Source organism: Streptomyces sp. NPDC029152 (assembly GCF_055564355.1).
The window spans coordinates 89292-115196 of the sequence record NZ_JBVHWR010000019.1; the positions used below are offsets into that span (position 1 = coordinate 89292).

Annotated in this window: 7 protein-coding genes; 6 read left to right on the top strand and 1 reads right to left on the bottom strand. The window is 74.9% G+C overall.

Annotated features, from left to right (window positions below):
- Positions 1-2 precede the first annotated feature (2 nt).
- Genes ACZ4V6_RS30370 through ACZ4V6_RS30390 form a run of 5 tightly spaced genes read left to right on the top strand, consistent with a single transcriptional unit; the run spans position 3 to position 23728 of the window.
- Complete coding sequence (locus tag ACZ4V6_RS30370) at positions 3-20642, top strand: SDR family NAD(P)-dependent oxidoreductase (RefSeq protein ID WP_467833644.1); 20640 nt, start codon at positions 3-5, stop codon at positions 20640-20642.
- Positions 20639-21919, top strand: coding sequence for a hydroxymethylglutaryl-CoA synthase family protein (locus tag ACZ4V6_RS30375; RefSeq protein WP_467833645.1), 1281 nt, complete (start codon positions 20639-20641; stop codon positions 21917-21919). The genes ACZ4V6_RS30370 and ACZ4V6_RS30375 overlap by 4 nt, the downstream gene beginning before the upstream one ends.
- Complete coding sequence (locus ACZ4V6_RS30380) at positions 21916-22173, top strand: phosphopantetheine-binding protein (protein ID WP_467833646.1); 258 nt, start codon at positions 21916-21918, stop codon at positions 22171-22173. The genes ACZ4V6_RS30375 and ACZ4V6_RS30380 overlap by 4 nt, the downstream gene beginning before the upstream one ends.
- Complete coding sequence (locus ACZ4V6_RS30385; protein WP_467833648.1) at positions 22173-23420, top strand: beta-ketoacyl synthase N-terminal-like domain-containing protein; 1248 nt, start codon at positions 22173-22175, stop codon at positions 23418-23420. The genes ACZ4V6_RS30380 and ACZ4V6_RS30385 overlap by 1 nt, the downstream gene beginning before the upstream one ends.
- A 53-nt stretch (positions 23421-23473) precedes the next feature.
- The gene (locus ACZ4V6_RS30390; protein ID WP_467833650.1) at positions 23474-23728 is read left to right on the top strand and encodes an MbtH family protein; all 255 of its coding nucleotides are present in this window, start codon (positions 23474-23476) and stop codon (positions 23726-23728) included.
- Here the strand turns inward: ACZ4V6_RS30390 and ACZ4V6_RS30395 are convergent.
- Positions 23676-24353, bottom strand: a complete 678-nt coding sequence (locus ACZ4V6_RS30395; protein WP_467833651.1) for a Crp/Fnr family transcriptional regulator — start codon at positions 24351-24353, stop codon at positions 23676-23678. The genes ACZ4V6_RS30390 and ACZ4V6_RS30395 overlap by 53 nt on opposite strands.
- A gap of 343 nt (positions 24354-24696) precedes the next feature.
- Between ACZ4V6_RS30395 and ACZ4V6_RS30400 the strand changes: the two genes are divergently transcribed.
- Complete coding sequence (locus ACZ4V6_RS30400) at positions 24697-25896, top strand: cytochrome P450 (RefSeq protein ID WP_467833652.1); 1200 nt, start codon at positions 24697-24699, stop codon at positions 25894-25896.
- Positions 25897-25905 lie beyond the last annotated feature (9 nt).

The following is a 25905-nucleotide window of genomic DNA, read 5'->3' on the forward strand; positions in this document are numbered from 1 at the left end:
CCATGCCCGACCGCACGATCCGGTGCCGGCTGCACCTGCGCCACACCGACTTCGTCATGCGCAACCACCGGGTGCACGGAGTCTCGGTGCTGCCCGGGGTCACCTTCCTCGACATCGTCTTCCGGGTGCTCGCCGCACAGGGCGTGGACCGGACGACAGCGGTCCTGCGCGACGTGCTGTTCACCGAGGTGGTGGCGACGGCCGAAGGGCTCGACCGGGAGATACGGCTGACCGTCGCCCCGGAGGCCGACGGCGCACGCGAGGTCGTCGGCGAGAGCCGCGCCCTGCGGGACGGTGTGCCCGTCACCGGCTGGGCGCGTAACTTCTCGGCGCGGCTCACCACGACCGACGAGCCCGAACCCGTGCTCGACGCGGAGGAGTCGAAGAGGTCCGCGACCGCCCGCGGTGACATGGCGGAGCTGTACGCGCGCGCCCGCGAGGAACGCATCGAGCACGGGCCCCCGATGCGCTGCCGGGGGACGCTGTACCGGGGCGTCCACCGCGGTGCGGGTCTGCTGGCCGACATCGGACTCGAGCAGGACGAGGCCGGCCTGCTGGACCGCTTCCACCTGCACCCCGGCGTCCTGGACGCGGCCTCCCTGGTGGCCTTCGCCCAACGGCCTTCGCCCGGCGAGCCGTTCATCCCGGTCTTCATCGAGTCCTTCCGCGCGCCGCGGCCGCTGCGGGGACGCGTGTACGTGTCCGTGCCGCGCGCCGAGGAGTACGCCCCCTCCGGCGACCTGGTGCACAGCGACTGCGCGATCCACGACGAGACCGGCGCCCTGGTGGCCGAGTTCCGCCGGCTGAGCTGCAAGCGCATCCGGCACAGCGGGCTGGTCACCCGACTGCTCGACGTGGACGGCGTGGACGGTGTGGACGGCGTCCGCCGGGCCGTCGCGGTGGAGGGGCCCGCGGAGACGGGGGAGGCCGAGGAGACGCCGGAGCGCGGGCAGGCCCCGTGCGGCGCGACGGACGGTGCGGGCTCCACGGGGGACGGTGCGGGCTCCACGGGGGACGGTGCGGACCCCGCCGCCGACGCGTGGCGTGGCTTCCTGCGCAAGGTGGTCGGGGACACCCTGCGACGGGATCCCGACGACGTCGCCACCGCGACCGGGTTCTACGAACTCGGACTCGACTCCGTCACCCTGCTGGACATCAGCGGGCTGCTGGAGGAAGCGGTCGGCACGGCCCTCTACCCCACCCTCCTGTTCGAGTTCGGCGACATCGACAGCCTGGCACGGCACCTCGCGTCCGCATACGGACCGCCCGCACCGGACCGGGCACCGGCCACGCCGGACGAGACCGTCACGACCGCGGCCGGAGCGGGCGACGACGTCACCACCGTCTGCCTGCGCCCCGTATGGGCGGCGCTGCCCGCACCCGGCCACGCGGGCCCCGTCATGACCGCCGGGGACCTCGTGGTCCTCGGCGGGTCCGCCGGACTGGCCGAGAACCTGCGCGGCCGTCTGACCGGCTCCCGGCGCGTCCTGCACCGGGCGATGCCGGGCGACCGCGAGGACCTGCGCGGACTGCTGCGCGACCTGCGCGCCGAGGCCACCCCCCGCACGTTCGTCGTGCCGGCACCCGCCGACGACGACCCCGCCTCGCCGTACCGGACGGTCCAGTCGCTGGCGGCCGCCCTGGTCGAGGAACGCACCAGCGAACCCTGCGCCGTCCTGTACGTGCACGCGGCACCCGGCGGGGCGGCGCGTGCCCAGGACACCGCCGTCGGTGCCCTCGCGCGCACCGTCACGGCCGAGACACCGGTGCTGCGCTGCCTGCGCGTCGAGGTCGACGCGGACCCCGCCGACACGGACGCCGTCGCCTCGGCCCTGGCCCGGCTGACCGGGTCCGACCCCGCCGAGCCCGCGCCGGCGGGGCCCTCGGGCCTGGCCGCCGCCGCCGACGAACTGCGCTGCGTCCCCGGCAGCGGCTGGGCCCGCCGCGCCTACGCCCCGCACACCGGCGGACCGGACGCCCTGCCCCTCAGGCACGGCGGCACGTACGTCGTCGCGGGCGGCACCGGCGGAATCGGTCTGCGACTCGCCGAGTTCCTCGCCCGGGAACGGGCGGCGAAGCTGGTGCTGCTCGGCAGGAGCGCCCTCCCGGCAGGGACCGCCGCACGGTTCACCGAATGGGAGGCCCACGGAGCCGAGGTCCTGCACCTGCGGGCCGACATCACCGACGAAGGGGAACTCACCGCCGCGCTGGCCGAGGCCCGCCGCCGCTTCGGCGCCCTGAGCGGCGTGTTCCACTGCGCCGGTACGGTGCGGGACGCCGCGTACTTCCGCAAGGACCCCGGCGACGCGGAGGCCGTGCTCGCGGCCAAGATCACCGGTACCGTGCGGCTCGACGCCGCCACGGCCGGGGACGACCTCGACCTCTTCGTGCTGTTCTCGTCCCTGTCGGCGGCCGTCGCCAACCCCGGCCAGAGCGACTACGCCTATGCCAACGCCTGGCAGGAACAGTTCGCGCGACTGCGCGCCGCCCGCGCCGACAGGCCGGGCCGCACCCTCGCCGTCGCCTGGCCCTACTGGGCCGAGGGCGGGATGCGCGTGGACGCGCGGACACTGGCGCGCACCCGTTCCACGACCGGGCTCGTCCCCCTGCCCACCGGCGAGGCGCTGCGTGTCCTCACCGACGCCGGGACGGGCCCCGCCGTCGTCACCACGGTGCTGCACGGTGACGCCGGCCGCGTGGAGCGGCTGCTGCCCGCCGCGGACGGCGGACCGCGCGACGAGGACGTCTCCGGCCCGATGCCCGTCCACGGCCCCGGAGCCCTGCCGGCCGGCCCCGCGACCGCACGGCCCGGCGAGGACGGCCGGGACGGCGGCCCCGCGAAGGACCCCGCTCCCGACGACATCGCCATCGTCGGGGTGGCCGGGCAGTACCCGCGGGCGACCGACGTGAACGAGCTGTGGCGCAACCTCGTCCGCGGCCGGGACTGCATCACCGCGATCCCCCCGGAGCGCTGGCCGCACGACACCTACTACGCACCCGAGCGCGGCACCCCCGGCCGCACCTACGGGCGATGGGGCGGCTTCGTCGACGCCTACGACCGCTTCGACCGCGAGTTCTTCGGCATCTCACGGCGGGACGCCGAACGGATGGATCCGCAGGAGCGGCTGTTCCTGATGACCGCCTGGCACACGCTGGAGGACGCGGGCCACCCGCCCGCCACGCTCGCCGGACGCGCCGTGGGCGTGTTCGTCGGCGTGATGTGGAACCACTACCAGCTGGTCGACTCCGCCGACGACGGCGTCGCCCCCATGGCGGCACACTCGGCCGTGGCCAATCGCGTCTCGTACACCTTCGACCTGCGCGGACCCAGCGTGGCCCTGGACACCGCCTGCTCCTCGTCCCTCACCGCGCTGCACCTCGCCGTACGCAGCATCCGTGCGGGCGAGTGCGAGGCGGCGCTGGCCGGCGGGGTCAACCTCATCGTCCACCCGCAGAAGTACCTCCAGCTCGCGCAGGGCCGGTTCCTCTCCGACGACGGGCGCTGCCGGGCCTTCGGCCGGGGCGGCACCGGGTACGTCCCCGGCGAGGGCGTCGGCGCGGTCCTGCTCAAACCGCTGCGGCAGGCCCTGCTCGACGGCGACCACGTGTACGCGGTCATCAGCGGCAGCGCCGTCAACCACACCGGGCGCACCAGCGGTTTCACCGTGCCGAGCCCCGCCGGGCAGGCACAGGCCGTACGGGCCGCGCTGCGCGACGCGGGCGTGCCCCCGGAGCGGATCGACTACCTGGAGGCGCACGGCACCGGCACCTCGCTGGGCGACCCGATCGAGGTCGAGGGACTGCGGCAGGCGCTCACCGGAGCCGGGGACCACCGGTGCGCGATCGGTTCGGTGAAGTCCGCGATCGGACACCTGGAGAGCGCCGCCGGGATCGCCGCGGTGACCAAGGTGCTCCTCCAGCTCCACCACCGGCGCCTCGCGCCGACGCTGCACGCGGACGAGACCAACCCGCACATCGACTTCGACCGCGCGCCCGTGCGCGTCCAGCGCGAGGCCGCTGTCTGGCCGCCGCGCGCCGACGGCGCCCCCAGGACCTCCGGCGTCAGCTCCTTCGGGGCGGGCGGCAGCAACGTCCACCTGGTGCTGACGGAGGGCCCCGCACGCCCCGAGGCACCGGCCGCGCCACCGGCGGAGCACCTGTTCGTGCTCTCCGCCCGGGACGAGACGGTCCTGCGTGCGTACGCCGGCCGGTGGGTGGACCACCTGAACGCCCTCACCGACCCCGACAACGAGACCGACGCCCCGCAGCCCTCGCTCGCCGATCTCGCGTACACCTCCCGCACCGGCCGCACCGCCATGACCGTACGGCTGGCCGTGGTCACCGGGGACCTGGCGGGCCTGCGGGCGGCGTTGCACCGCTATGCGACGGGCAAGCCCCCGGCCGACGGGGACTTCTGGACGTACGCGGGCATCGAGCCGGATCCCACGGGCCTCGACGGCCTCGCCCGGACGGCCGCCGAATGGGTCGCCGAGGGGGAGCCCGGCCTTTCCGGCCGGGCCGACCACTGGGCGTCCCGCGGCCTGCCCACGGACACCGACGGCCTGCGCAAGGTCCCGCTGCTGCCCACCTACCCCTTCTCCCTGGAGCGTCACTGGCCCGGCGAGTGGGCGGCCGGAAGGCACGCGGAGGCCGGGAGGACCGCGGAGGCCGGGAGGACCGCGGAGGACCGGACGACGGCCGGCGGGGAGACCGCGGCGGAGGCGAAGACGGAGAAGAGGACGGAGGAGGAGGTGGCACCCGTGGTCACCGGGACGAGCCCGTCTTCCGGGCCCGCGGCACACGGCGCGGGGCCGGAAGACCCGGCGGGAGACGCACAGGACGAGCCGGCGGGGAGGCCCGCCGTGGACCGCGCCGTGGTCCGGCAGGCGATCGTGGAGGCGCTCTGTGCCGAACTGCGGGTCGCTCCGGACGAGATCGACCTCACCGAGCCGTTCAGCGACCTCGGTGTCGACTCGATCGCGGCGGAGGTGGTCCGCCAGGAGATCGGCGGACGCTTCGGCGTGGAACTGGACTCCGTGACCGTCTACGACCACCCGACGGTGGAGCGCCTCACCGACCACGTACTGACGCTCGGCCCCACCCACGACACGCACGTCGCCGCGGAATCACGGACCGCTCCCGCAGACAACGCCGCCGACGGCCACGCAGGGCGACAGCCGCACGGCGTGACCGCCGACGGGCCGGAGTCCGGCCGGGGCGCGCAGGGCCGTGCCGGGGCGGAGCCTGCCGAAGACGCCGAGACCCGTGCCGGGACAGAGCCCTCCGGGGTGCGCCCCGTCCGCGCCACGGAGCGGGCGGAGCGGCGCCGGGAGGCCGCCGCGGTGACGTCGGCGAGCGGGGCCGCGGCCGCGGGTGTGCCGGATCCCCACCGGGGCACCGACATCGCGGTCATCGGCATGGCCGGTCGCTTCCCGGGCGCGCCCACGCTGGACGCGTACTGGGAGAACCTGCTCGCGGGGCGCTGCGAGATCACCGAGATCCCCGCCGAACGGTGGGACGCCGCACAGTGCTACGACCCGGACCCGACGGTCCCGGGGACCACCTGCAGCCGGTGGGCGGCCCTGCTCGACGACGTCGACGCCTTCGACGCGGCGTTCTTCGGCGTCTCCCCGTTGGAGGCCGAGGCGATGGACCCGCAGCAGCGCCTCTTCCTGCGCGAGGCGTGGAACGCCCTCGAACACGCCGGCTACGGAGCGCCGCGCACGGCTGCCACCGGCACCTGCGGCGTCTTCGTCGGCAGCGGCGCGGGCGACTACGGCCGGCTCCTGGCCGACCGGGGGCAGCGCGACAGCGGATACGCGTTCCTGGGCAACGCCCCCTCCATCCTCGCCGCCCGCATCGCCTACCTCCTCGATCTGACGGGCCCCACCCTCGCCGTGGACACCGCGTGCTCCTCCTCGCTCGTCGCCGTCCACCTCGCCTGTCAGTCGATCCGGTCGGGAGAGTGCGACATGGCCCTCGCCGGAGGGGTGGCGCTGATGCTCACCCCCGAACTGCACGTGCGGTGCGGCCAGGTGGGCATGCTGTCGCCGACCGGCGTCTGCGCGCCCTTCGCGGCGTCGGCCGACGGCACGGTGCTCGGCGAGGGCGTGGGCGCGGTCGTGCTCAAGCGCCTCGACCGGGCCCTGGCCGACGGAGACACCGTGCACGGGGTGATCCGCGCCGACGGCGTGAACGGCGACGGCCGCACGAACGGCATCACCGCGCCCAGCGCCCGCTCCCAGACCGAGCTCATCGCCTCGGTGCACCGGCGTTCGGGACTGTCCTTCGACGACATCGGTTACGTGGAGGCGCACGGCACCGGAACCCCGCTCGGCGACCCCATCGAGGTCAAGGCGCTCACCGACGCCTTCCACCGGGGCACCGACCGGACCGGCTACTGCGGTCTGGGCTCGGTGAAGGCCAACGTGGGCCACACCACCATGGCGGCCGGGATCGCCTCCCTCCTCAAGGTCCTGCTGGCACTGCGGCACCGCACCCAGCCGCCCGCCGCCGGCTTCGGGGAGCCCAATCCCCGGCTCGACCTGGACGGCAGCCCCTTCCGCGTGCGCACCGAGGCGGTGGACTGGCTGCCCGGACCCTCGGGCGTGCGCGCGGCCGCCGTCAGCGGCTTCGGCTTCAGCGGCACCAACTGCCACCTGGTCGTGGCGGAGGCACCTCCCGCCGCGCCGCGGCCGCTCCGGGAGAGCCAGGGCGCCGGCGCCTTCACGTTCCCGGTGTCCGCCCGCACCGAGACCGAGTTGCGGCGCCGGCTGGAGGACCTCGCCACCGTCGCCTTCTCCGCTCCCGAAGGCGCCCGGGGCGGGGCGAGCGCACGGGACATCGCCTTCACCCTCGCCGTGGGACGCCGGCATCTCCCGGTGCGTGCCGCGCTGACCGCCGGCACCGTCACCGCGCTGGGCGCCGGCATCAGGCGCCTGCTGGACGGTGCCCCGGACGCGGGGGCGTACTGGCTGACGGCCCCCGAGGACGACACGAGCACGGCCGCGGCCTACGTACGCGGTGCCGACCCGGACTGGGAGTCGCTGTTCGCGGGAACCGGAGCACGCCGCATCCCCCTGCCGACGTACCCGTTCACCGAGTCGCGGTACTGGGCGGGAGCACCGGCCCCCTCGGACGCCGGAAGCCGGACGGAGAGCGCCGACGCCTCCGGCGGGGCGGGCGCGGACGGCCGCGGGCACCCGGGCGGATCCGCCGACCCGCTCGACGCCGACTGGCTGCTCGCCGACCACGTCGTCGCCGGAACCCCCACGCTGCCCGCCACCGCCACCCCCGCCGCGGCCGTACGCGCCGCGCTCGGCGCCGGGCGCGAACTGCCCCTGCGCTGCGAGGACCTGCGCTGGCTGCGGCCCCTGACCGCCGACCCCGGCCGGACCACCGCGGGGGCCCGGCTGCGGCTCGCGGACGACGGCGCCTTCGCCCTGACCGACGGCGCGCGGACGTACGCGAGCGGGCGGCTGGCCACCGGACGCCCGCAGACCGAGCACCTGCCCCTCGCCGAGGTCGCCGCCCGCTGCCCGCACCGCCGTGGCACCGACGTGTTCTACGACGGCTTCGCGGCCGCCGGTCTCGCCTACGGCCCCGCCTTCCGGGTCCTGGACGACATCGCCCACGGCGCGGACGAGGCCCTGGCCACACTGAGGCCACCGGCCCTGGAGGGGAACGCCACCGTGCATCCCGCACTGCTGGACGGCGCACTGCAACTGGCCTCCGTCCTGCAGCCGGACGAGGCCGACCGCGACACCCTCCTGGTGCCCTTCGGCGCCGAGGCCGTGGACGTCCTCGCCCCCCTGGACCGAGCCGCCCGCGCCCACGCCGTACGCACCGGGCCGCGCACCGTCACCCTCCGGGTCGTCGACGCCGACGGACGGGTCCTCGTCCGGGTCACCGGGCTGACGCTGCGCCCGCTCTCCGCGCCCCGGGGCCCGCTGGTGTACCGGCCCGTCTGGCAGGACACCTCCGGGACCGAGGGGCGGCCGGACGACGGTGACGTGCGGCGGGACGTCGACGGCCGGATCCTGATCGCCCACACCGCGGCGGCCGGCGAAGCGGCCCGGCGGCTCGCGGAACTGCACGGGCCGCAGCGGACGACCGTCGCGGAACTGGGCGAACCCGCCGCGAGAGCCGCGGCCGAAGGGACCTACGACCTCGTGCACGTCCTCGGCTGGTGCGGCGACACCGCCGGTGACGCGGGCCGGCCGGCGCAACGGCCCGCGCTCGACACCCTCCGGCTGCTCACCGCGCTGACCGGTCCGGCACGCGCCCGTCGCGGACGTCTCCTGGTGGCCCTCGACGGTGCCGTGGCGGCCGGTGCGGGGGAGACGCCCTGCCCGTCCGGGGCCGCCCTGCTGGGCCTGGCCCGCACGTACGGCGCCGAGTACCCGGACTGGGCGGTGCGGTGCGTCGACCTCGGAGCCGGGCCGCTCGAACCGGAGCGGGCGGCGAACCTGCTGTACACCGAGAGCGCCGTGGCGGACGGGGAACCCGTCACCGCGCTGCGCGGCACCCGGCGGCTGGTCCGGCGCGTCGCGCCCGCCGACCTGCCCGATGCCCCCGCCGTCCCGTTCCGGCCCGGGGGCGTGTACCTCGTCGTCGGCGGCGCGGGCGGTATCGGTACGGCACTCAGCCGGCACCTCGCCCGCACGGCGGGCGCCCGCCTGGTGTGGGTGGGCCGCCGCCCGCTCGACGAGGAGATCTCCCGGAAGATGTCGGCCGTCACCGCGCTGGGCGGCAGTGTGCGCTACGTCAGCGCCGACGTCACCGACGCCGGCGCGCTGCGCGACGCGGTGGAACGAGCCCGCGCCGCGTACGGGCGGCTCAACGGCGTCGTCCACGCCGCCGGCGTCCTCGCGGACCGCACCCTGGCCGGGCTGGACGAGGACACCTTCCGCGCCGCCTTCGACGCCAAGACCGCCGGAGCGGAGGCGCTGTGGCGGGCGGTGAGCGGGGAACCCCTGGACTTCCTGCTGTTCCTGTCGTCCGCGGCGGCCTTCACCGACACCCCGGGACAGGCCAACTACGCGGCGGCCGCCCACTTCCTGGACGCCTTCGCGCTGCGGCTGCGCGCCACCGGGCAGGCTCCCGCCACGGTGATCGACCTCGGGCTGTGGGGCGGCGAGGGGATGGCCGCCGGCGACGAACGGCGCACCGCGCGGCTGACCGCCCTCGGGCACGGCCCGCTCGACCCGGACCGGGCCCTGGCCGCGCTCGAACGCGTCCTCGCCGCGCGCCTGCCGCAGGCCCTGATCGTCACGGCGGACGCCGCCGGACTCGCCCGGCTCGGCGCAACCGCTCCCCGGCCGCCCGCCGCCGCGCCGCCGCCGGCACCGGCACCCGCCCCGGCAGTCGGCCCCGGACCGCTGCCGTCGCCGTCGGGCGATACGGCCCGCCGCTACGTCAAGCGGGTCTTCGCCGAGGTCCTCAAATACGATCCGGACGATCTCGGCGACCGGGTCACCTTCGAGAACTTCGGCATCGACTCCCTGATCAGCCTCACCGTCATCCGGCGCTTCGAGGAGGACCTGGGCCCGCTGCCCGCCACGCTGCTGTTCGAGCAGCCCACCATCGAACGACTGGCGGAGTGCCTGCGCACGGAGTACGCGGCACCGCTCGCCGCGGCCCTGCCGGAATCCGCCGCGTCCAGGGCTCCCGCGCCCGCCGGACCGGAGGCCGTCACCCCCCGGGCGGCCTCGTCACCCACCCCGTCCGGGCCGTCGGCGGCGGCCGTCGACAGCGGCGGGGCGACCGCCCCGGCCGGTCCCTCGCACGGGGACGACATCGCGGTGATCGGTGTCAGCGGGCGCTACCCCGGCGCGCCGGACGTGGACGCCTACTGGCGCAACCTGCTGCGCGGCGAGAACAGCGTCACCGAGATCCCGCCCGACCGCTGGGACTGGCGGCCCCACTACGACCCTCGACGGGGGACACCACAGCGCACCCCCAGCCGCTGGGGCGGATTCCTCCAGGACGTCGACCGCTTCGACGCGGGCTTCTTCGGCATCCTGCCGCGCGACGCCGACGACATCGACCCCCAGGAACGGCTGTTCCTGGAGACCAGCTGGAACCTGCTGGAGGAGGCCGGATACCTGGGCGAGCACACTCACGAGCCCGCCACCGGCGTCTTCGTCGGCCTGATGTACGGCACGTACGGGGAACTCGGCGCCACCCAGTGGCCGCGGGGGCGGCTGTCCGGCGCGCACTCCGCGTACTGGTCGGTGGCCAACCGGGTGTCGTACTTCTTCGACTTCCAGGGCCCCAGCTTCGCCGTCGACTCCGCGTGCTCGTCGTCGCTGACCGCGGTGCACCTCGCCTGCGAGAGCCTGCGCCGCGGCGAGTGCCGGATGGCCGTCGCCGGCGGAGTCAACCTGGTGCTGCACCCCTCGCACCACGTGTCCCTGTCCGCGCTGAACATGCTGTCGGCCGACGGCGCCTGCAAGGTGTTCGACGAGCGGGCCGACGGCTACGTCCCCGGCGAGGGCGTGGGCGCCGTGCTGCTCAAACCGCTGGCAGCCGCCATCGCCGACGGCGACGACATCTGGGCGGTGATCAAGGGCAGCGCGGTCAACGCCGGGGGCAAGACCAGCGGGTACACCGTGCCGAACCCGCACGCCCAGGCGACCGTCGTCACCGAGGCCCTGCGACGCTCCGGCGTCGACCCGGCCACGGTCGGCTATCTGGAGGCGCACGGCACGGGCACCGAACTGGGCGACCCGGTCGAGGTGGCCGGACTCGTCCGCGCCTTCGGCCCCGCGACGGCCGGCACCGGCCACCGGGTCATCGGCTCGGTGAAGGCCAACATCGGCCACCTGGAGGCCGCAGCGGGCATCGCCGGCCTCACCAAGGTGCTGCTCCAGCTGCGGCACCGCACCCTGGTCCCGAGCATCCACCTGGAGAACCCGAACCCGAAGATCGACTTCGACCGGTCGCCGTTCCGGCCGATACGGCGGTCCGAGCCGTGGACGGCGCCGGACGGCCACCCCCGCCGCGCCGGCGTCAGCTCCTTCGGCGCGGGCGGCGCCAACGCCCACGTCGTCCTGGAGGAGTTCGAGCCCACCGGCGCCCGTCCCGAGGCGGCCCGCGACCCGGACGGCTCGCGGCAGCTGTTCGTGCTGTCCGCCCGGGACGACGCCTCCCTGCGTGCCTACGCGGAACGCGTCGCCGCGCACCTCGCCGACGCGGACGCCCGCCACGGCACCCTGCGGGAACTCGCCGCCACCAGCCAGCTCGGCCGCAGGCACATGGAGGTGCGGCTCGCCGTGGCCGCCGCGGACCGCGCGCAGCTCGCCGCCGCCCTGTCCGCGTTCGCCCGCGGCGAGGAGCACCCGGACGTCCGGACGGGAGAGGCCCGCCCGCGCGGCGAGGCGGACGACCTGTTCGACGGTGACGACGGCGCCGCCTTCGTCGCCCGGTTGGTGGAACGGGGCGACCTCGCCAAACTCGCCCGGCTGTGGGTGCGCGGCGTCCCCGTCGACTGGGCCGCGCTCTGGCCGCGCCCGTGGCCGCGCCGGGCCCCGTTCCCCACGTCCGTCTTCCGGCGCCGCCGCCACTGGCTGCGCACGGACCGGTCCCACCTGCCCGCCGCGTCCGGGCCGGTGACCCTCCCGCTCGACCTCGACGACGCCCACCTGCGCGACCACGTCGTGGCGGGCCGGCGCCTGCTGCCCGGCGCGGCCGTCCTGGAGGCCGTGTGGACGGCGCTCGGGACGGCTCCGGGCGAACTGCGCGACCTGCGGTGGCACCGTCCCGTAGCGCTCGACGCCACCGGCCCGGAGCGGCTGGCGGTGCGGATCGACGCGGCCGGCGACAGCGGCCGGTTCCGCGTCACCGGACCCGACGGCACCGAACCGGTCTACGCCGAGGGAACGTTCGCCGGCGCCGGCGCCGGCGCACCCGAACCGGACGACGCCACCGGCCACGCCGTCCGGCCGGACGGGTTGCGCGCCCGGTGCCCGCACCCGCAGGACGTCGACGCGTTCTACCGGACGCTCGCCGGCACGGGCCTGCGCCACGGTCCCGGACTCGCCGTCGTCACCGAACTGACCACCGGCCGGGGCGAATGCCTCGCCCGGCTGCGGCTGCCCGACGGACAGCAGGCCCGGCCCCTGCACGCGGCCCTCGTCGACGGCGCGTTCCAGGCCACCGCCGCCCTGGTGCCGGACGGACCCCCGGAGGTCCCCGCCCGGGTGGAGCGCGTACGGCAGTCCGCCCCGCTGCCCGAGGAGTGCTGGGTGCACGTCCGGGAAACCGGCACCGCTTCCCGGGGCCACCGCTTCGACCTGCGCCTGATCGACGACGACGGCCGGGAACTGCTCGCCCTCGACGGGTTCACCACCGCCGTCGTCCCCGCCCGGCCGGACCACGACCGTCCCGCCGACGACGGCTGCCGGTATCTGCGCCCCCGCTGGTCCCCCGCCGAACGCGGTGCGGCCGTCCGCACCCCGCGCACGGTGCTGGTGCTCGCGCCCGACGAGACGGTGGCCGCGGCGGTCGAGCGGGAACTGGACCGTCACGCCATCCGCCACGAGACGGCTCTGCCGCGCTCCGCCGCCGGCCCCGTCGCCCGAGGGGAGGACGGCCGGTACACGCTGCCGCCGGACGACCCGGAGCAGTACCGGGCTCTCGTCGAGGAGCTCGCGGCCCGGGACGTCCACCCGGACTGCCTGCTGCGCATCTGCCCCGACTCGCCGCTCACACCGGACACCCTCGACGCGTGCCTCGCCGACGGGTTCGGGGCGGTGCTGTGGTCCGCCGCCGCGCTCCTCGCCCGCGACGCCGCCGCTCCGCTGCACCTCCTCGTCGCCCACCCCTGGGACCCCGGTGACAGGAGGCCGCACCACGCCGCGACCGCCGGAACGCTGCGGACCCTGGCCCTGGAGCACAGCGGCTGCACGGGCACCACGCTCGCCCACGCGCCGGACACGGACCCCGTCACGCTGGCCGAGCTCCTCGTCGCGGAACTGCGGGCAGGCGGCGGCCAGGGCGTCACGCACGTGCGCTACGCCGACGGCGTCCGGCAGGAGCGTGCCCTGGAGGAGTTCACGCCCGACGGAGCCGCCCTCGTCGACGACCTCCCGGTGCGTCCCGGCGGCACCTACCTCATCACCGGTGGTGCCGGACGGCTCGGACTGCGCTTCGCGCGACTGCTCGCCGCACGCGGCCCCGTCACGCTCGTCCTGACCGGGCGTTCGCCGCTCGGCCCCGGGCAGCGGGCCCTGATCGAGGAGCTGAACACGGGCGGCACCCGCGCCGTCCACCTGCCGGCCGACGTGTCGGACGCCGCCGACGCCGCCCGGCTGGTCTCCCGCATCCGCGCGGACTTCGGCCCGCTGCACGGCGTGCTGCACGCCGCCGGCACCACCCGGGACGCGCGCGCGGTGCGCAAGACGGCCGCCGAGGCCGCCGAGGTGCTCGGCCCCAAGGTGCACGGAGCCGTCCTGCTCGACGAGCTGACGCGCAAAGAACCGCTCGAGTTCTTCGTCTGCTTCTCCTCCGCCACCGCCGAGATGGGCAACCCGGGGCAGGCCGACTACGCCTACGCCAACGCCTTCCTCGACGAGTTCGCCGAGGCGCGCGAGGCCCGGCGCGCCCGTGGCGGACGCCGGGGCCGCACCGTGTCCATCGGCTGGCCGCTGTGGCGGGACGGCGGTATGACGGTCGACGCGGCCACGCTGCACCTGATGGAGCGCCGCTGGGGGATCGCACCGCTCGCACCGGAACGCGGCGAACGGGCCTTCGTCCGCGCCCTGACCGGGACGGCAACCCGCGTCGTCGTGTACCAGCCGGCCGCCGCCGACAGCCCCGCACCGTCGTCCGAGCCGCCCGCGGCGACCCCGGACGGGAAGGCGGACACCGGCGAGGTGCTGCGCGAACTCCGGCTCCTGGCGGCCGGCTTCCTGCTCGTCGACCCCGAGGAGGTGGACGACGAGGCCGACCTGATGGATCTGGGCTTCGACTCCATCTCGTTGACGGAGCTGATCAACCGGGTCAACGACCGCTACGGGCTGGACCTGCTGCCCACCGCGCTGTTCGAGCACAGCACCCTGGCGCGTTTCGCCGCCCATCTGAGCGGGGCCCACCTGCCCGCGACCGCACCCGGCCCGCTCACGAACGCCGGGCCCGCCGGGCCCGCCGCGGAACCGCCCGACGATCCCGGCGCCGGGGACGACCTCGCTCCGGCCGACGAGCCCGCTCCGGCCGACGACCCCCGCGTCGAGCACGACCCGCCGCGACCCCGCGACGCCGGTTTGCCCGACGCCGAGGACACGCCCGCGGCTCCGTCCACGCCGACTCCGTCCCTGCCGGGCCCGCCCGAGCGGCCCGCGCCCGTGCCCGAGCGGTCCGCCTCCGCGCCGGTGCCGGAGGAGGAGATCGCGGTCGTGGGCATGGCCGGCATCCTCCCCGGCTCACCGGACCTGGAGACGTTCTGGGCCCACCTGGCCGCCGGCGACGACCTGGTCACCTCGGTCCCCGAGGAACGGTCCGACCTGCTCGCCGACCCCCGCACCCGCGACGTACGGGCCGGGTTCCTGGACGACATCGCCGCGTTCGACGCCGGTCTGTTCGGGATATCGCCCCGCGAGGCCGCGCTCATGGACCCGCAGCAGCGCCTGTTCCTCCAGGCCGTGTGGCGGGCCGTCGAGGACGCCGGGCAGCGCCCCGACGACCTGGCGGGCACCAGCACGGGCGTGTTCGTGGGCGTGGCCACCTCCGACTACGACGAGCTGCTCACCGCGCACGGCGTGCCGACCGAGGCGCACATGGCCACGGGCGTCGCCCACGCCGTCGTCGCCAACCGGGTGTCCCACCTGCTGGACCTGCGCGGACCCAGCGAGGCCGTGGACACCGCCTGCTCCAGCGCACTGGTCGCACTGCACCGGGCCGTGCGCGCGCTGCGGGCGGGGGAGTGCGACGCGGCCCTGGTCGGCGGGGTCAACGTGACGCTCAGCCCGGCGGTCTTCGTCGCCTTCGCGCAGGCGGGCATGCTCAGCGCCGAGGGACGGTGCCGGACGTTCGACGCGGGCGCCGACGGTTACGTACGCGGTGAAGGAGCCGGGGCGCTGCTGCTGAAGCCGCTGCGCCGGGCCCTGGCCGACGGCGACCACGTCTACGCCGTCGTCAAGGGCAGCGCCGTGAACCACACGGGGCGTTCGGCCTCCCTGACGGCACCCAGCCCGCGGGCGCAGGCCGAGGCCGTGGTCCGCGCGCACCGTGAGGCGGACGTCGAGCCGGACACGATCGGTTACATCGAGGCCCACGGCACCGGAACCCGGCTCGGCGACCCCGTGGAGATCGAGGGCCTGAAGCAGGCCTTCGGCACCCTGTACGCCGAGCACGGGCTCGCGATGCCGACGGAACCGGTCACCGGGATCGGCTCCGTCAAGACGGCCGTCGGCCACCTGGAGGCCGCGGCGGGCATCGCGGGCGTGCTGAAGGTCCTGCTCGCCATGGAGCACGGCGAACTGCCCGCCCTGCTGCACCTGAAGGACCCCAACCCCTACCTGCGGCTCGAGGGTTCGCCGTTCCGGCTGGTCACCGAGCACAGCGGGTGGCCGGTGGTCCGGGCGCGGGACGGCCGCCCCGTGCGCCGGGCGGGGGTGAGCTCCTTCGGGTTCGGCGGCACCAACGCGCACGTCGTCCTGGAACAGCGGGTGACGCAGCCGGAGCCGTCACGCCCGGAGGCCGCGGCGCACGGCGAGCGAACGCTGTACCCCCTGTCCGCGCCGTCGGAGCCCGCATTGCGGACCTACGCGGGACGGCTCGCCGACGCGCTGGAGGACCGACCGGACCTCGACCTCCGTGACGTGGCGCTGACCCTGCGCGACGCGCGCGCCGAACTGCGCGAACGTCTGGCGCTGGTGGCCGCGGGCCGCACCGAGCTGATCACCGCCCTGCGGGCCGCCGCCGACGGCGGAACCGGCACCGGAATCCACCGGGGCACCGCCACGCGCCGGCCACCGGCCGGTCCCTCCGCGGCCGCGGAGCCGGGGAGGACCGGTGCGGCGTCCTCGGCGCCGCGGGCCGACGCCGCGTCCGCGCAGGTCCCGCAGGACGTGGACGCGCTGGCGGCCGCCTGGGTGACGGGTGCCGTGCCCTTGGCGCCCGTACGAGGCGAGCGTCCCCGGCGGCTGCGGCTTCCGAGTTTCCCGATGAGCACCGCACGCCACTGGTTCACCCTCCCGTCGACACCCACCGTGGAGCAGCCCGTGACCTCGTCCCCGCCGCGTCGCACCCCCGTCCGGCTGGCGCCCGTCCGTCGCACGGCCGCGGCCCCGGCAGTACCCGCGCCACCGGCTCGGCAACCGCTGACGGCGCACGCGACGCCCCGGTCGGCTCCCGCTCCCGACCCGGCTCCCGTTCCGGCCCCGGCTCCCGCTCCCGTCCCGGTCGCCGTTCCCGCCCCGGCAGTCGTTCCGGACGCGGCCCGGACCGCCGTCGCCCAGGCCGGACCGGCGTCCGCGGACCGTGCTCCCGACGACGTGGCGGACGTGGTGCGCTCACGTCTCGCGGACATCCTCGGCACACCCGCCGAGGAGGTGGACCCGCAGCGGCCCTTCGGCGACCTCGGCCTCGACTCCATCTTCCGGATGGACCTGGCCCGCGCCCTGAACGTGGAGTACGGCACGGAACTGTCGGCCGCCGACCTGTACGAACACGACACGGTGGACCTGCTCGCCCGCCTCGTCGCCGGCCCCCGGACCACCCCACCCGCCGACGCGGCCGGACCCGGGGCCGGGACCACGGCCGCCACCGGCCCGCAGCAGCCGTCAGCGGCCGGGGAAGCCACCCCCCGGGACAATGCACCCACCGGTCTCCTCGCCCTGCTGGAGAGCGTCCTGGACCGCCGCCTCGACCCGCACATCGCCTTCACCGACGCCGGACTGACCTCCTTCGACATGCTCCGGGCGATCAGCGCGCTGGAGAGCCGCTTCGGGGCCCTGCGCAAGACCCTGCTGTTCGACCACCCGACCCCGGCCGAGCTCCACGCCTTCCTGGCCGAACGGTACGGCGAGCACGCGGTCTCCTCGCTCGCGCCCACGACGGCACCGGCGAGCGGGAACGGTGGAGGGGCGGCACGACAGCCCTCTCCCGGGGCGGGCACCGGGCGGAGCGGACGCGGGCCGGGCGCCGGGGAAGGCGGCACGCCGCTGATCGTGCCGCGCAGCGACCCCGGTGACGCGGAGACGGCCGGCCTGCTGGAGCGACTGCTCGGCAGGTACGGTCGCGAGACCGGCCTGGCCGGCCGCGACATCGCGCCCCTCGCCTTCCTCGGCGCCGGACGCCGGGGCTACCTCATCTTCTCCAGGTCCGGTGACGACCTGCTGGCCTGGAGCTACGTGGGCCCCGACGACCACTTCGCCGAGCTGGCCGGGGAGTTCGTGGAGTACGCCGTGGGGGAGGGCCTGCGGCCCAACTTCCTCTCCCTCCTCCTGCTGACGGAGGTGGGCGGCCACCGGGTCACGGCCACCCCGTTCGGCGCCCTGCAGCGCCTGGAGGACATCGGGCGGTTCGACCTCGCCGGGTCGGCGAAGAGCCGGCTGCGCAACATGGTGCAGCGCTTCGCCCGTGCGGGCGAGTGCCGGACGGCCGAGTACGTCTCCGGCTCCGACCCCGACCTGGACGCACGGCTCGCCGACCTGGTGGACGCGTGGACGCGCGGGAAGGAGATGACCAACCCGTACGTGTGGCGGGTGCGCCGGGAACTCCTGGACGGCCGTCTCGGCGACAACCACCGGGTCTTCCTCACCACCGTCGACGACGCCCTGGTGAACGCGGTCGTCGTCACCCGTGTCCCGGCGGAGAACGGCTATCTGCTCGACGTGGAGTTCTATCCGCCCGACATGCCGAGGGGCGGACTGGAGTTCGCCCTGGTGCGCATCATCGAACAGCTCGCCTCCGAGGGCGTCGAGGTGTTCAGCTTCGGCGCGAGCTTCGGGGTGCGGCTGGGCGACCCCTCCCACGCCGACCCGGAGGCCGAGCGCGCTCTGCGGGAGCTGGACGAGGCCGGGATCTTCGGCAGCGGCAACTTCCGCTTCAAGAACAAGTTCCGCCCGGTGAACACCCCGCTCTACCTCTGCCGCCCGGCCGAGGGCCCGCGCACACCGGTGGCGGACGTCATCCTGATGATCGCCGACCCGCACACGGCCCAGGAGCCCCCGGCCACACCGGAGCACCGGGCGACCACCCCCACCGGCCGACCCGGCGCCGGCCCGGCCGTCCGGCCCGTGTCCCCACCGGCCGCCGCCGACGAGCACACGCCCCGGCCGCCTGCGGCCGAGACGTCACCACTCGCGGCCGCCCCGAAAGGCCGGCCCTCGCCCGACCCCCTCCCGGCCGATCGGAGGGCACCCTCACGACCGCTGCCGACCCCCACGCCTCCCGCCGGAGCCACCACCTCCGGCCCTCGGTCCGGCGACGCGCCCTGCGCGCCCACCGTCCCCGCCCGGAAGGACACCGGGCGGCACGCCCCACCGCGCACGCCCCGCGCCCCGGCCGGCCCGGCATCCCTGGCCGGCGCCCACGCCGCCCCGCTGCTCGCGCACGGGTGCAACCCTCTCCGGCTGCCCTTCTCCGAGGTCCCGTTCGACCTGCTGACCGACTCCTGGTCCGAGCGCGCCGACGCGTTCATGACCGAGCGGCTGCGCACACTGTCCGAGTCGGCCCTCGGTGGCGACGACGCGGAGGACGACCTGCCCTGGCTGCCGTTCCCGACGGTGATTCCGACCGCGTCGGGCCGACAGGCCGAGGAGTTGCTCTGCCGGTGCTGGCCGGGTGCGCGCGGGCGCGTACCCCACAACCGTCTCTTCCCGACCTGGCTGCGCAGCCTCGCCGTGAGCGGTTTCCACCCCGAACGGCTGCCCACGACCGGCGCAGGCGGCGACGTGGACCCGGAGGCGCTGGCCGCAGCGCTCGCCGACACCGGCACACCGGTCTCCTTCGTCGCGCTCGAACTCACCTGCAACGCCGCGGGCGGCGTCCCCCTGTCCCTCGCAGGGCTGCGCGCGGTCCGCGACCTCACCCGTGCCCACGGCGTGCCCCTGGTGCTGGACGCCACCCGGTTGCTGGAGAACGCCGCGGCCGTGGTGGAGGACGAGGAGCCGATGCGTGGCCGGGGCCTGTGGGACGCCGCGCGCGAACTGCTCGCGCAGGCCGACGCCGTCACGTTGAGCGCCGGCAAGGACTTCGGCGTCCACCACGGGGGCCTCGTCGCGACCGCGCTGCCCGAACACGCGGACCTGCTGCGTGAGGAGACCACGGCCCGCGGACCCTGGGCCGGGCTGCTCGAGCGGCGCACCCTGCGCCGTGCGCTGCTCGATCTGGACGGCGTCGCCAAGCTCGTACGGCGCCGTCTCGCAGCGGTCACCACCCTGCGGCAGGCCCTGCGGTCGGCGGACGCCCCGGTGGTCGACGTCCCCGGCTCCCACTGCGTCCTGCTGGACGCGCGGCGCGTACCGGGCGCGACGGAGCTCAGCCACCCCGTCCCGTCCGTGCTGGCCTGGCTGTTCGCGCACACCGGGGTCCGCGGCGGCCCGCACCTCGGCGACGACGGCCTGATCCGGCTCGCGGTGCCCGTGGGCTGGCCCCGGAAGGGGATCACGGACCTCGCCGGGCGGCTGTCCCGGCACTTCCTGTCCCCGCCACCGCTGACCGCCCTGGTGCCGGCCGGTGAAGGGGACGGCACGGGCGGCGACCCGGCACGGGCCGTCTACCGGCCGGCGGACGGCGGGACACGGTCCCCGGCCGGGCCCGCCGTGCCGCGCGACATCCTGGAGGAACTGGAGGAGGGGTACGCGCCCGCCGACGAGAACGCCAGGCTGCTCGCCGAGGCGGTGCCGGACGTGGAGCGGCACGTGGTGCGGCTGGCGGACGGCGACGTCGAGGTGTTCGCGGCCGGCGACGGCCCCGTCGTCCTGCTGATGCACCCCTTCAACATGGGCGCCGGTGTCTTCGCCGAGCAGTTCCGCGCCCTGTCCGGGCGTTACCGGACCGTCGTCGTCCACCATCCCGGCGTCGGCGCCAGCACCGCCCCCACCGACCTGAGCCTGGCGGGCATCACGGACAGCAGGACCGAGGTCCTCGACCGGCTCGGAGCGACGGGACCGGTACATGTGGTCGGCGCGTCCTTCGGCAGCCTGCTCGCCCAGTCCTTCGCCCTGCGCCACCCGGAGCGGACCGCATCCCTCACCCTGATCTGCGGATCCTTCCGGTACGCCAATCGCGAGGGCGGGGTGAACCGGCTGGAGCGGGTGGTCGCCGAGGACCTCGACCGGATCGTGTCGGGCTCCGGCTCACCGCGCGTCGCCCGGGACCGTGACCGGCTGACGGAGCTCCTGCTGCGCAGCGAGAGCATGGACGCCCGCACCGGGCTGCGCTACCTCGACCTCTTCGCCGGGGAACCGGACCTGCGCGAGCGGCTTCCCGAGATCTCCGTACCGACCCTGCTCGTGCAGGGCCGCCACGACTCGGTCATCCCGCTCAAGACCGCCCATCTGATGCACGGACTGATCCCCGGCGCGAGCTACGAGGAGATCCCCGACGCCGGGCACTTCCCCTGCGTCACCCACCCCGACGAGGTGAACCGGCTCCTGGCCGCGTTCCTCGACCGCACCGGGAGGCGACCGTGAACGACCGGCCCATCGGCATCGACGCCATGAACGTGTACGGCGGTCTGGCCAGGATCGCCGTGCGCGAGCTGTTCGCCGGGCGGGGCCTGGACCCCGACCGCTTCGACAACGTCGGCATGGCGGCACGCTCCGTGGCGCTGCCCTTCGAGGACCCCGTCACCAACGCCGTCAACGCCGCCGCGCCGCTGCTGGCGGGGCTCTCCGCCGAGGACCGGGACAGCATCGGCTTCCTCATCACCGCCACCGAGTCGGGGCTGGACTACAGCAAGTCCGTCGCCTCCTACGTGCACGCCCACCTGGGGCTGTCACCGGCGTGCCGGCTTCTGGAGGCGAAACAGGCGTGCTTCGCGGCCACCGCCGCCCTGCGGCTCGCCGCCGGGTACGTGGCCGCCGAACCGGGAGCCAAGGCGCTCGTCATCGCCACCGACGTGGCGCTGGCCGACGCGCGCGCCTCCTACGCGGAACCGGCCACGGGCACCGGCGCGGTGGCCCTGCTGGTCGGCGAGGAACCCCGCGTGCTGGCCCTCGACCCAGGGGCGACGGGCGCCCACAGCTTCGAGGTCCAGGACACCGCCCGGCCCACGCCCGACCGCGACATCGCCGACGTCGACCGGTCCCTGCTCGCCTATCTGGAATGCCTGGTCGGCGCCTACGGCGACTACCGGGCGCGCGTCCCGGAGGCGGACGTGACCGGCACGTTCGACCTGCTCGTCTTCCACACCCCGTTCTCGGGCATGGTGAGGGCGGCGCACCGCAGACTGATCCGGGAGTTCGGCCCCCCGGACGGCCCCGCGGCCGGCCTCCCCGACCGCCGGTGGACCGACGAGGACTTCGACCGCCGCGTGGCACCGTCGCTGCGCTACCCCGACATCGTCGGCAACCTGTTCTCCGGCTCGCTCTACCTCGCGCTGGCCGGCGCGATCGACACCCTGCGCCCGCGGGGCGAGCTCAGGGCCGGACTGTTCTCCTACGGGTCGGGCTGCTCCTCGGAGTTCTTCAGCGGGGTCGTGCGCGACACGGCGGCCGGCACCCTTGCCGCCCTGGACATCGCGGGGCGGCTGGAGCGCCGCGCCGACCTCACCTTCGCCGAGTACGAGGAACTGCTCCCGCACAGCACGAGCTGCCTGGTACCGGTCGCGGACCGCGACATCGACCCGTACGCCTGGAAGGAGCTGCTGGACCGGGTGCCGGGCCGGGACCGGCTGCTGGCTCTGACCTCGGTGAAGGACCACCACCGCCACTACGACTGGATCACGGAAGGAACCACCGCGCGATGAGCGACACCACGGCCGTCGGCCACGACGAGATCCTGCGGACGATACGGCGGCACACGGTGGCCGTCGTACCGGAGGTCGATCCCGCCCGGATCACGCCCGAGCGCACCCTGGACGAGCTGGGCTGCAACAGCATCGACCGGGCCGAGATCCTCACCGGTGTGCTGGAGGAGCTGGACATCGACCTGCCGCTGGAGAAGCTCACCTCCGGCGCGACGGTGGAGGAGCTGGCCCGGCTGATGGACGAGCACCGCTGATGCGTGGAGAACCGGTGGTGATCTCGGGGGTCGGTGTCCTGTGCGCCGTGGCCGACGACGCCGCCGCGTTCGCCGCCGCCCTGCGCGAGGGCCGGTGCGGGATACGGCAGGACGCGGACGGCGGGCCGGGCCGCGCCGACCTGGACGACGAGGCGCCCGAGCGCGCGCTGGAGGCGCTGCGCGGGAGCCCGGGCCTGCCGGTGGACCGGGCGCTGAGGGCGGCCGGGCGCGCCGGCCTCGCGATGCGCGCCGCCGTGGCCGCGGCACTTCAGGCGTGGGACGACGCCCGGCTGACCGAACACCCCCCGGAGCCGGACCGGGTGGCCCTCGTCGTGGCGGGCAACAACCTCACCGGGCGGCAGCTCGCCGAGCTCACCGCCCGGTACGCGCACAAGCCGCGGTTCGTGCCACCGCGGTCCGCGCTCCGCCTCCAGGACACCGATCAGGTGGGTGTGCTCAGCGAGGTGCTCGGTATCGAGGGGGAAGGATGTACCGTCGGGGCGGCCTCCGCCAGCGGCAACCTCGCCCTGGTGCAGGGCACACGGCTGGTCGCCTCCGGAGCGGCCGACGCCTGCCTCGTGGTCGGTGCGCCCGCCGATCTGTCCGACGTGGAACGGCAGGCGTACCTGAACATCGGCGCGATGGCACCGGGCCCCGCCGCACCCCCCTTCGACCCCGACCACAGCGGGTTCGTCGCGGGCCGGGCGGCGGCCTGCGCCGTGCTGGAGTCCGAGAGCTCGGCGCGCCGCCGCCGGGTGCCCGGCTACGCCCGCGTCGGCGGCGCGCACGCCCGGCTCGCGGCGACCAGCTCCGCCGCCCCGGACCCGCGGGCCGAGGCGGCCGCGATGACGGGCGCGCTGCGCGACGCCGGAGTACGGCCGGACCAGGTGACCTACGTCAACACCCACGGCACCGGCTCCCCCGGGGGAGACGCCGCCGAACTGGCCGCGATGGGCGAGGTGTTCGGCCACACCGGCCGACGCCCGTGGGCGAACGCCACCAAGGCCCTCACCGGGCACTGCCTCACCGCGGCGGGGGTGGTGGAAACCGTGGCGGTCGCTGTCCAGATGCGCGGCGGCTTCCTGCATCCGACTCCGGGCAGACCCCCCAAGGACGCCCGTGGGGCGGAGTTCACCACGGACGTGGCCGTGCCCGCCGACGTCTCCCACGCGCTGTCCAACGGATTCGGATTCGGCGGATTCAACAGCAGCATTCTCCTCTCCGCCCTGCCGCGGACGCAGCGCTGAACGTGCTGTCCGGCAGAGGGAAACGCCGGAGGGAAAGACACACAGGAGGAGCAGTGAACCCCTTCGAGAACGACGAGCTGGAGTTCCTCGTCGTGGTCAACGATCTGGGCCAGCACGCTCTGCAGCCCGTTTTCGCCGGGACTCCGCGGGGCTGGAGAACCGTCCACGGGCCGGCCGGCCGAGGCGACTGCCTCGCCTATGTGGAACGGCACTGGGCCGGCCCGGCCGGGGTTTCGGCCCCGGCATCCCTGAAGGTCAGTCGCGCGTGTTCAGGAACTTCACGAGCTCCGGGACGTTCACCGTCATGAGGGAGCCGGGCCCCGGCTCCAGCATCCCCCGCATGCGGAAGTTCTTCAGGAAGAAACCGACCCGCGACCGGGTGGTGCCCACCATTCCGGCCAGTTCCTCCTGGGTGAGGCGCTGCGTCATCACCACCCGGCCGCCCGGCTGCTGGACACCTATTTTCCGGGCCAGCCGCAGCAGCGCGAAAGCCAGGCGCTGCTCGCAGTTGTCCGTCACCAGATGAGTGATGAATTGCTGCTGCTCGCACAGCCGCCGGGTCAGCAGCCGCAGGAAGTCACCGTAGAGATCCTGGTCGTCGAGCGCCTTGAAAAGACTGCTCTGCGGAATTCTGCGCAAGGTCGCCGGAGTCATCGCCGTGGCGCTCTCGTAATGCTCACTGTTGAGTAAACAGGACTCCCCGACGAGATCTCCCGGTGAATGTATGCCCAGCAGACACTGTTTTCCGGATATGGACACCGTCGTGGTCTTGACGTATCCGTCGAGAACCAGATAAACGTTGCTTCCTCGACTTCCGGCCGCGTACAGGAGTTTTCCACGGGGGACCCGCATGGCCGATGTTCCGGTCCCGATCCGCTGCAGGGCGGACTGGACAGAGGCGTGGAATCCCTGGTTGGCGTGGGTGGCAGTCACAGTCAAGAAATCTCCCGTGGCTCTGAGTTCTTGATCCGGTCGGCCGAGCCTGTGAGCCCGGCGCTGGAAACTCCATGCGTTCTCGCCGAGTCGGTTCGCCTTTCCCTGCGTGTCTCTGCGTGGCCAGAGGACCTGGACCCGCCGCTGATGACCCTCGTGGAACCCGCGTCAGATGCGGCGGCGGCCCCGCTCCAGACTCCTAACCGACAACTCGGTGGAATGTCAACGGCCCCTCTACGCAAGTGACTTGAGTCGCCGTTGCTCAGTATTGAGCAGCCGCGGGGGCGAGCACGCGTCTAGCCTCACAGCCGATCAGGCAACCGAAGGGACGGACGAGGTGATCATGAAGGATGCAGTGAGTCTCGACTTCCCGCTGACGGCACGCACGTGTCCTTTCGACCCTCCGGAGCGCTACGCCGAGCTGCGCGCCACCGCCCCCGTGAGCAGGGTCGCGCTGCCCAGCGGACAGACCGCCTGGCTGCTGACCCGCCACGCCGACGTACGCGCGGTCCTGGACGACCCGCGATTCAGCTCCGACATGAGCCGCCCCGGCTTCCCCCACCTCTACCCCAAGCCCGTCGAACCGGTCCTCAAGGGCACCTTCATCCGCATGGACGGTGAGGAACACGCACACTACCGCCGCATGCTGACCGGGCTGTTCTCCGTCAAACGGGTCGAGGCGATGCGGCCCTTCGTGGAGCAGGTGGTGGAGGACTGCCTGGACCGGATGGCCGCCCACGGCGCACCGGCCGACCTCGTGCGGGAGCTGGCCTATCCGGTTCCCTCCCGTGTCGTCTGCGGCCTGCTGGGCGTCCCGCACGAGGACCACGCCACCTTCGGCGGCTACCTCAACACGCTCTTCGACGGCTCCAGCGACCAGGAGCAGTTCGCGGCGGCCAAAGCGGGTCTGAGCACCTACCTGGACGCTCTGGTCTCGAAGAAGGAGAAGGCGCCGGAGGACGACCTGATCAGCGTGCTCGTCGAGCAGCAGTACAAGCCGGGTCGCCTCAGCCGCCAGGAACTGGTCACCATCTCCTGGATGCTGCTCGCCGCCGGCCACGAGACCACCGCCCACATGATCGGTCTCGGTGCGCTCACCCTGATGGAGCACCCCGACCAGCTCGCCCGGGCCGTCCGAGGCCCCGCGGCCATGGCGGACGCCGTGGAGGAACTGCTGCGCCACCAGACCGTCATGCAACTCGGCATGACCCGTGTCGCCGTCGCCGACGCGGAGATCGGCGGCACGCTCATCCGCGCCGGCGAGGGAGTGATCGCACTGCTGTCCCTGGCCAACCGCGACCCCGACGTCTTCCCCGACCCCGACACGGTGGACGTCACCCGGGGCGCCCGTCACCACGTCGCCTTCGGATTCGGGCCGCACCAGTGCCTCGGCCACTCCCTCGCACGGCTCGAACTCGCCGTGGTGTTCGACCGGTTGTTCCGCCGCTTCCCCAAGATCCGGCCCACGACGCCGACGGCCGACATCCGCTTCCGCGAGGACGCCATCGTCTACGGCGTGGCGGAACTCCCCGTCGAGTGGTGACGACAGGCC

Coding starts and splice junctions, on each gene's coding strand:
- ACZ4V6_RS30400 (WP_467833652.1), top strand. CDS start 24,697: ATGAAGGATGCAGTGAGTCTCGACTTCCCGCTGACGGCACGCACGTGT.
- ACZ4V6_RS30380 (WP_467833646.1), top strand. CDS start 21,916: ATGAGCGACACCACGGCCGTCGGCCACGACGAGATCCTGCGGACGATA.
- ACZ4V6_RS30370 (WP_467833644.1), top strand. CDS start 3: ATGCCCGACCGCACGATCCGGTGCCGGCTGCACCTGCGCCACACCGAC.
- ACZ4V6_RS30385 (WP_467833648.1), top strand. CDS start 22,173: ATGCGTGGAGAACCGGTGGTGATCTCGGGGGTCGGTGTCCTGTGCGCC.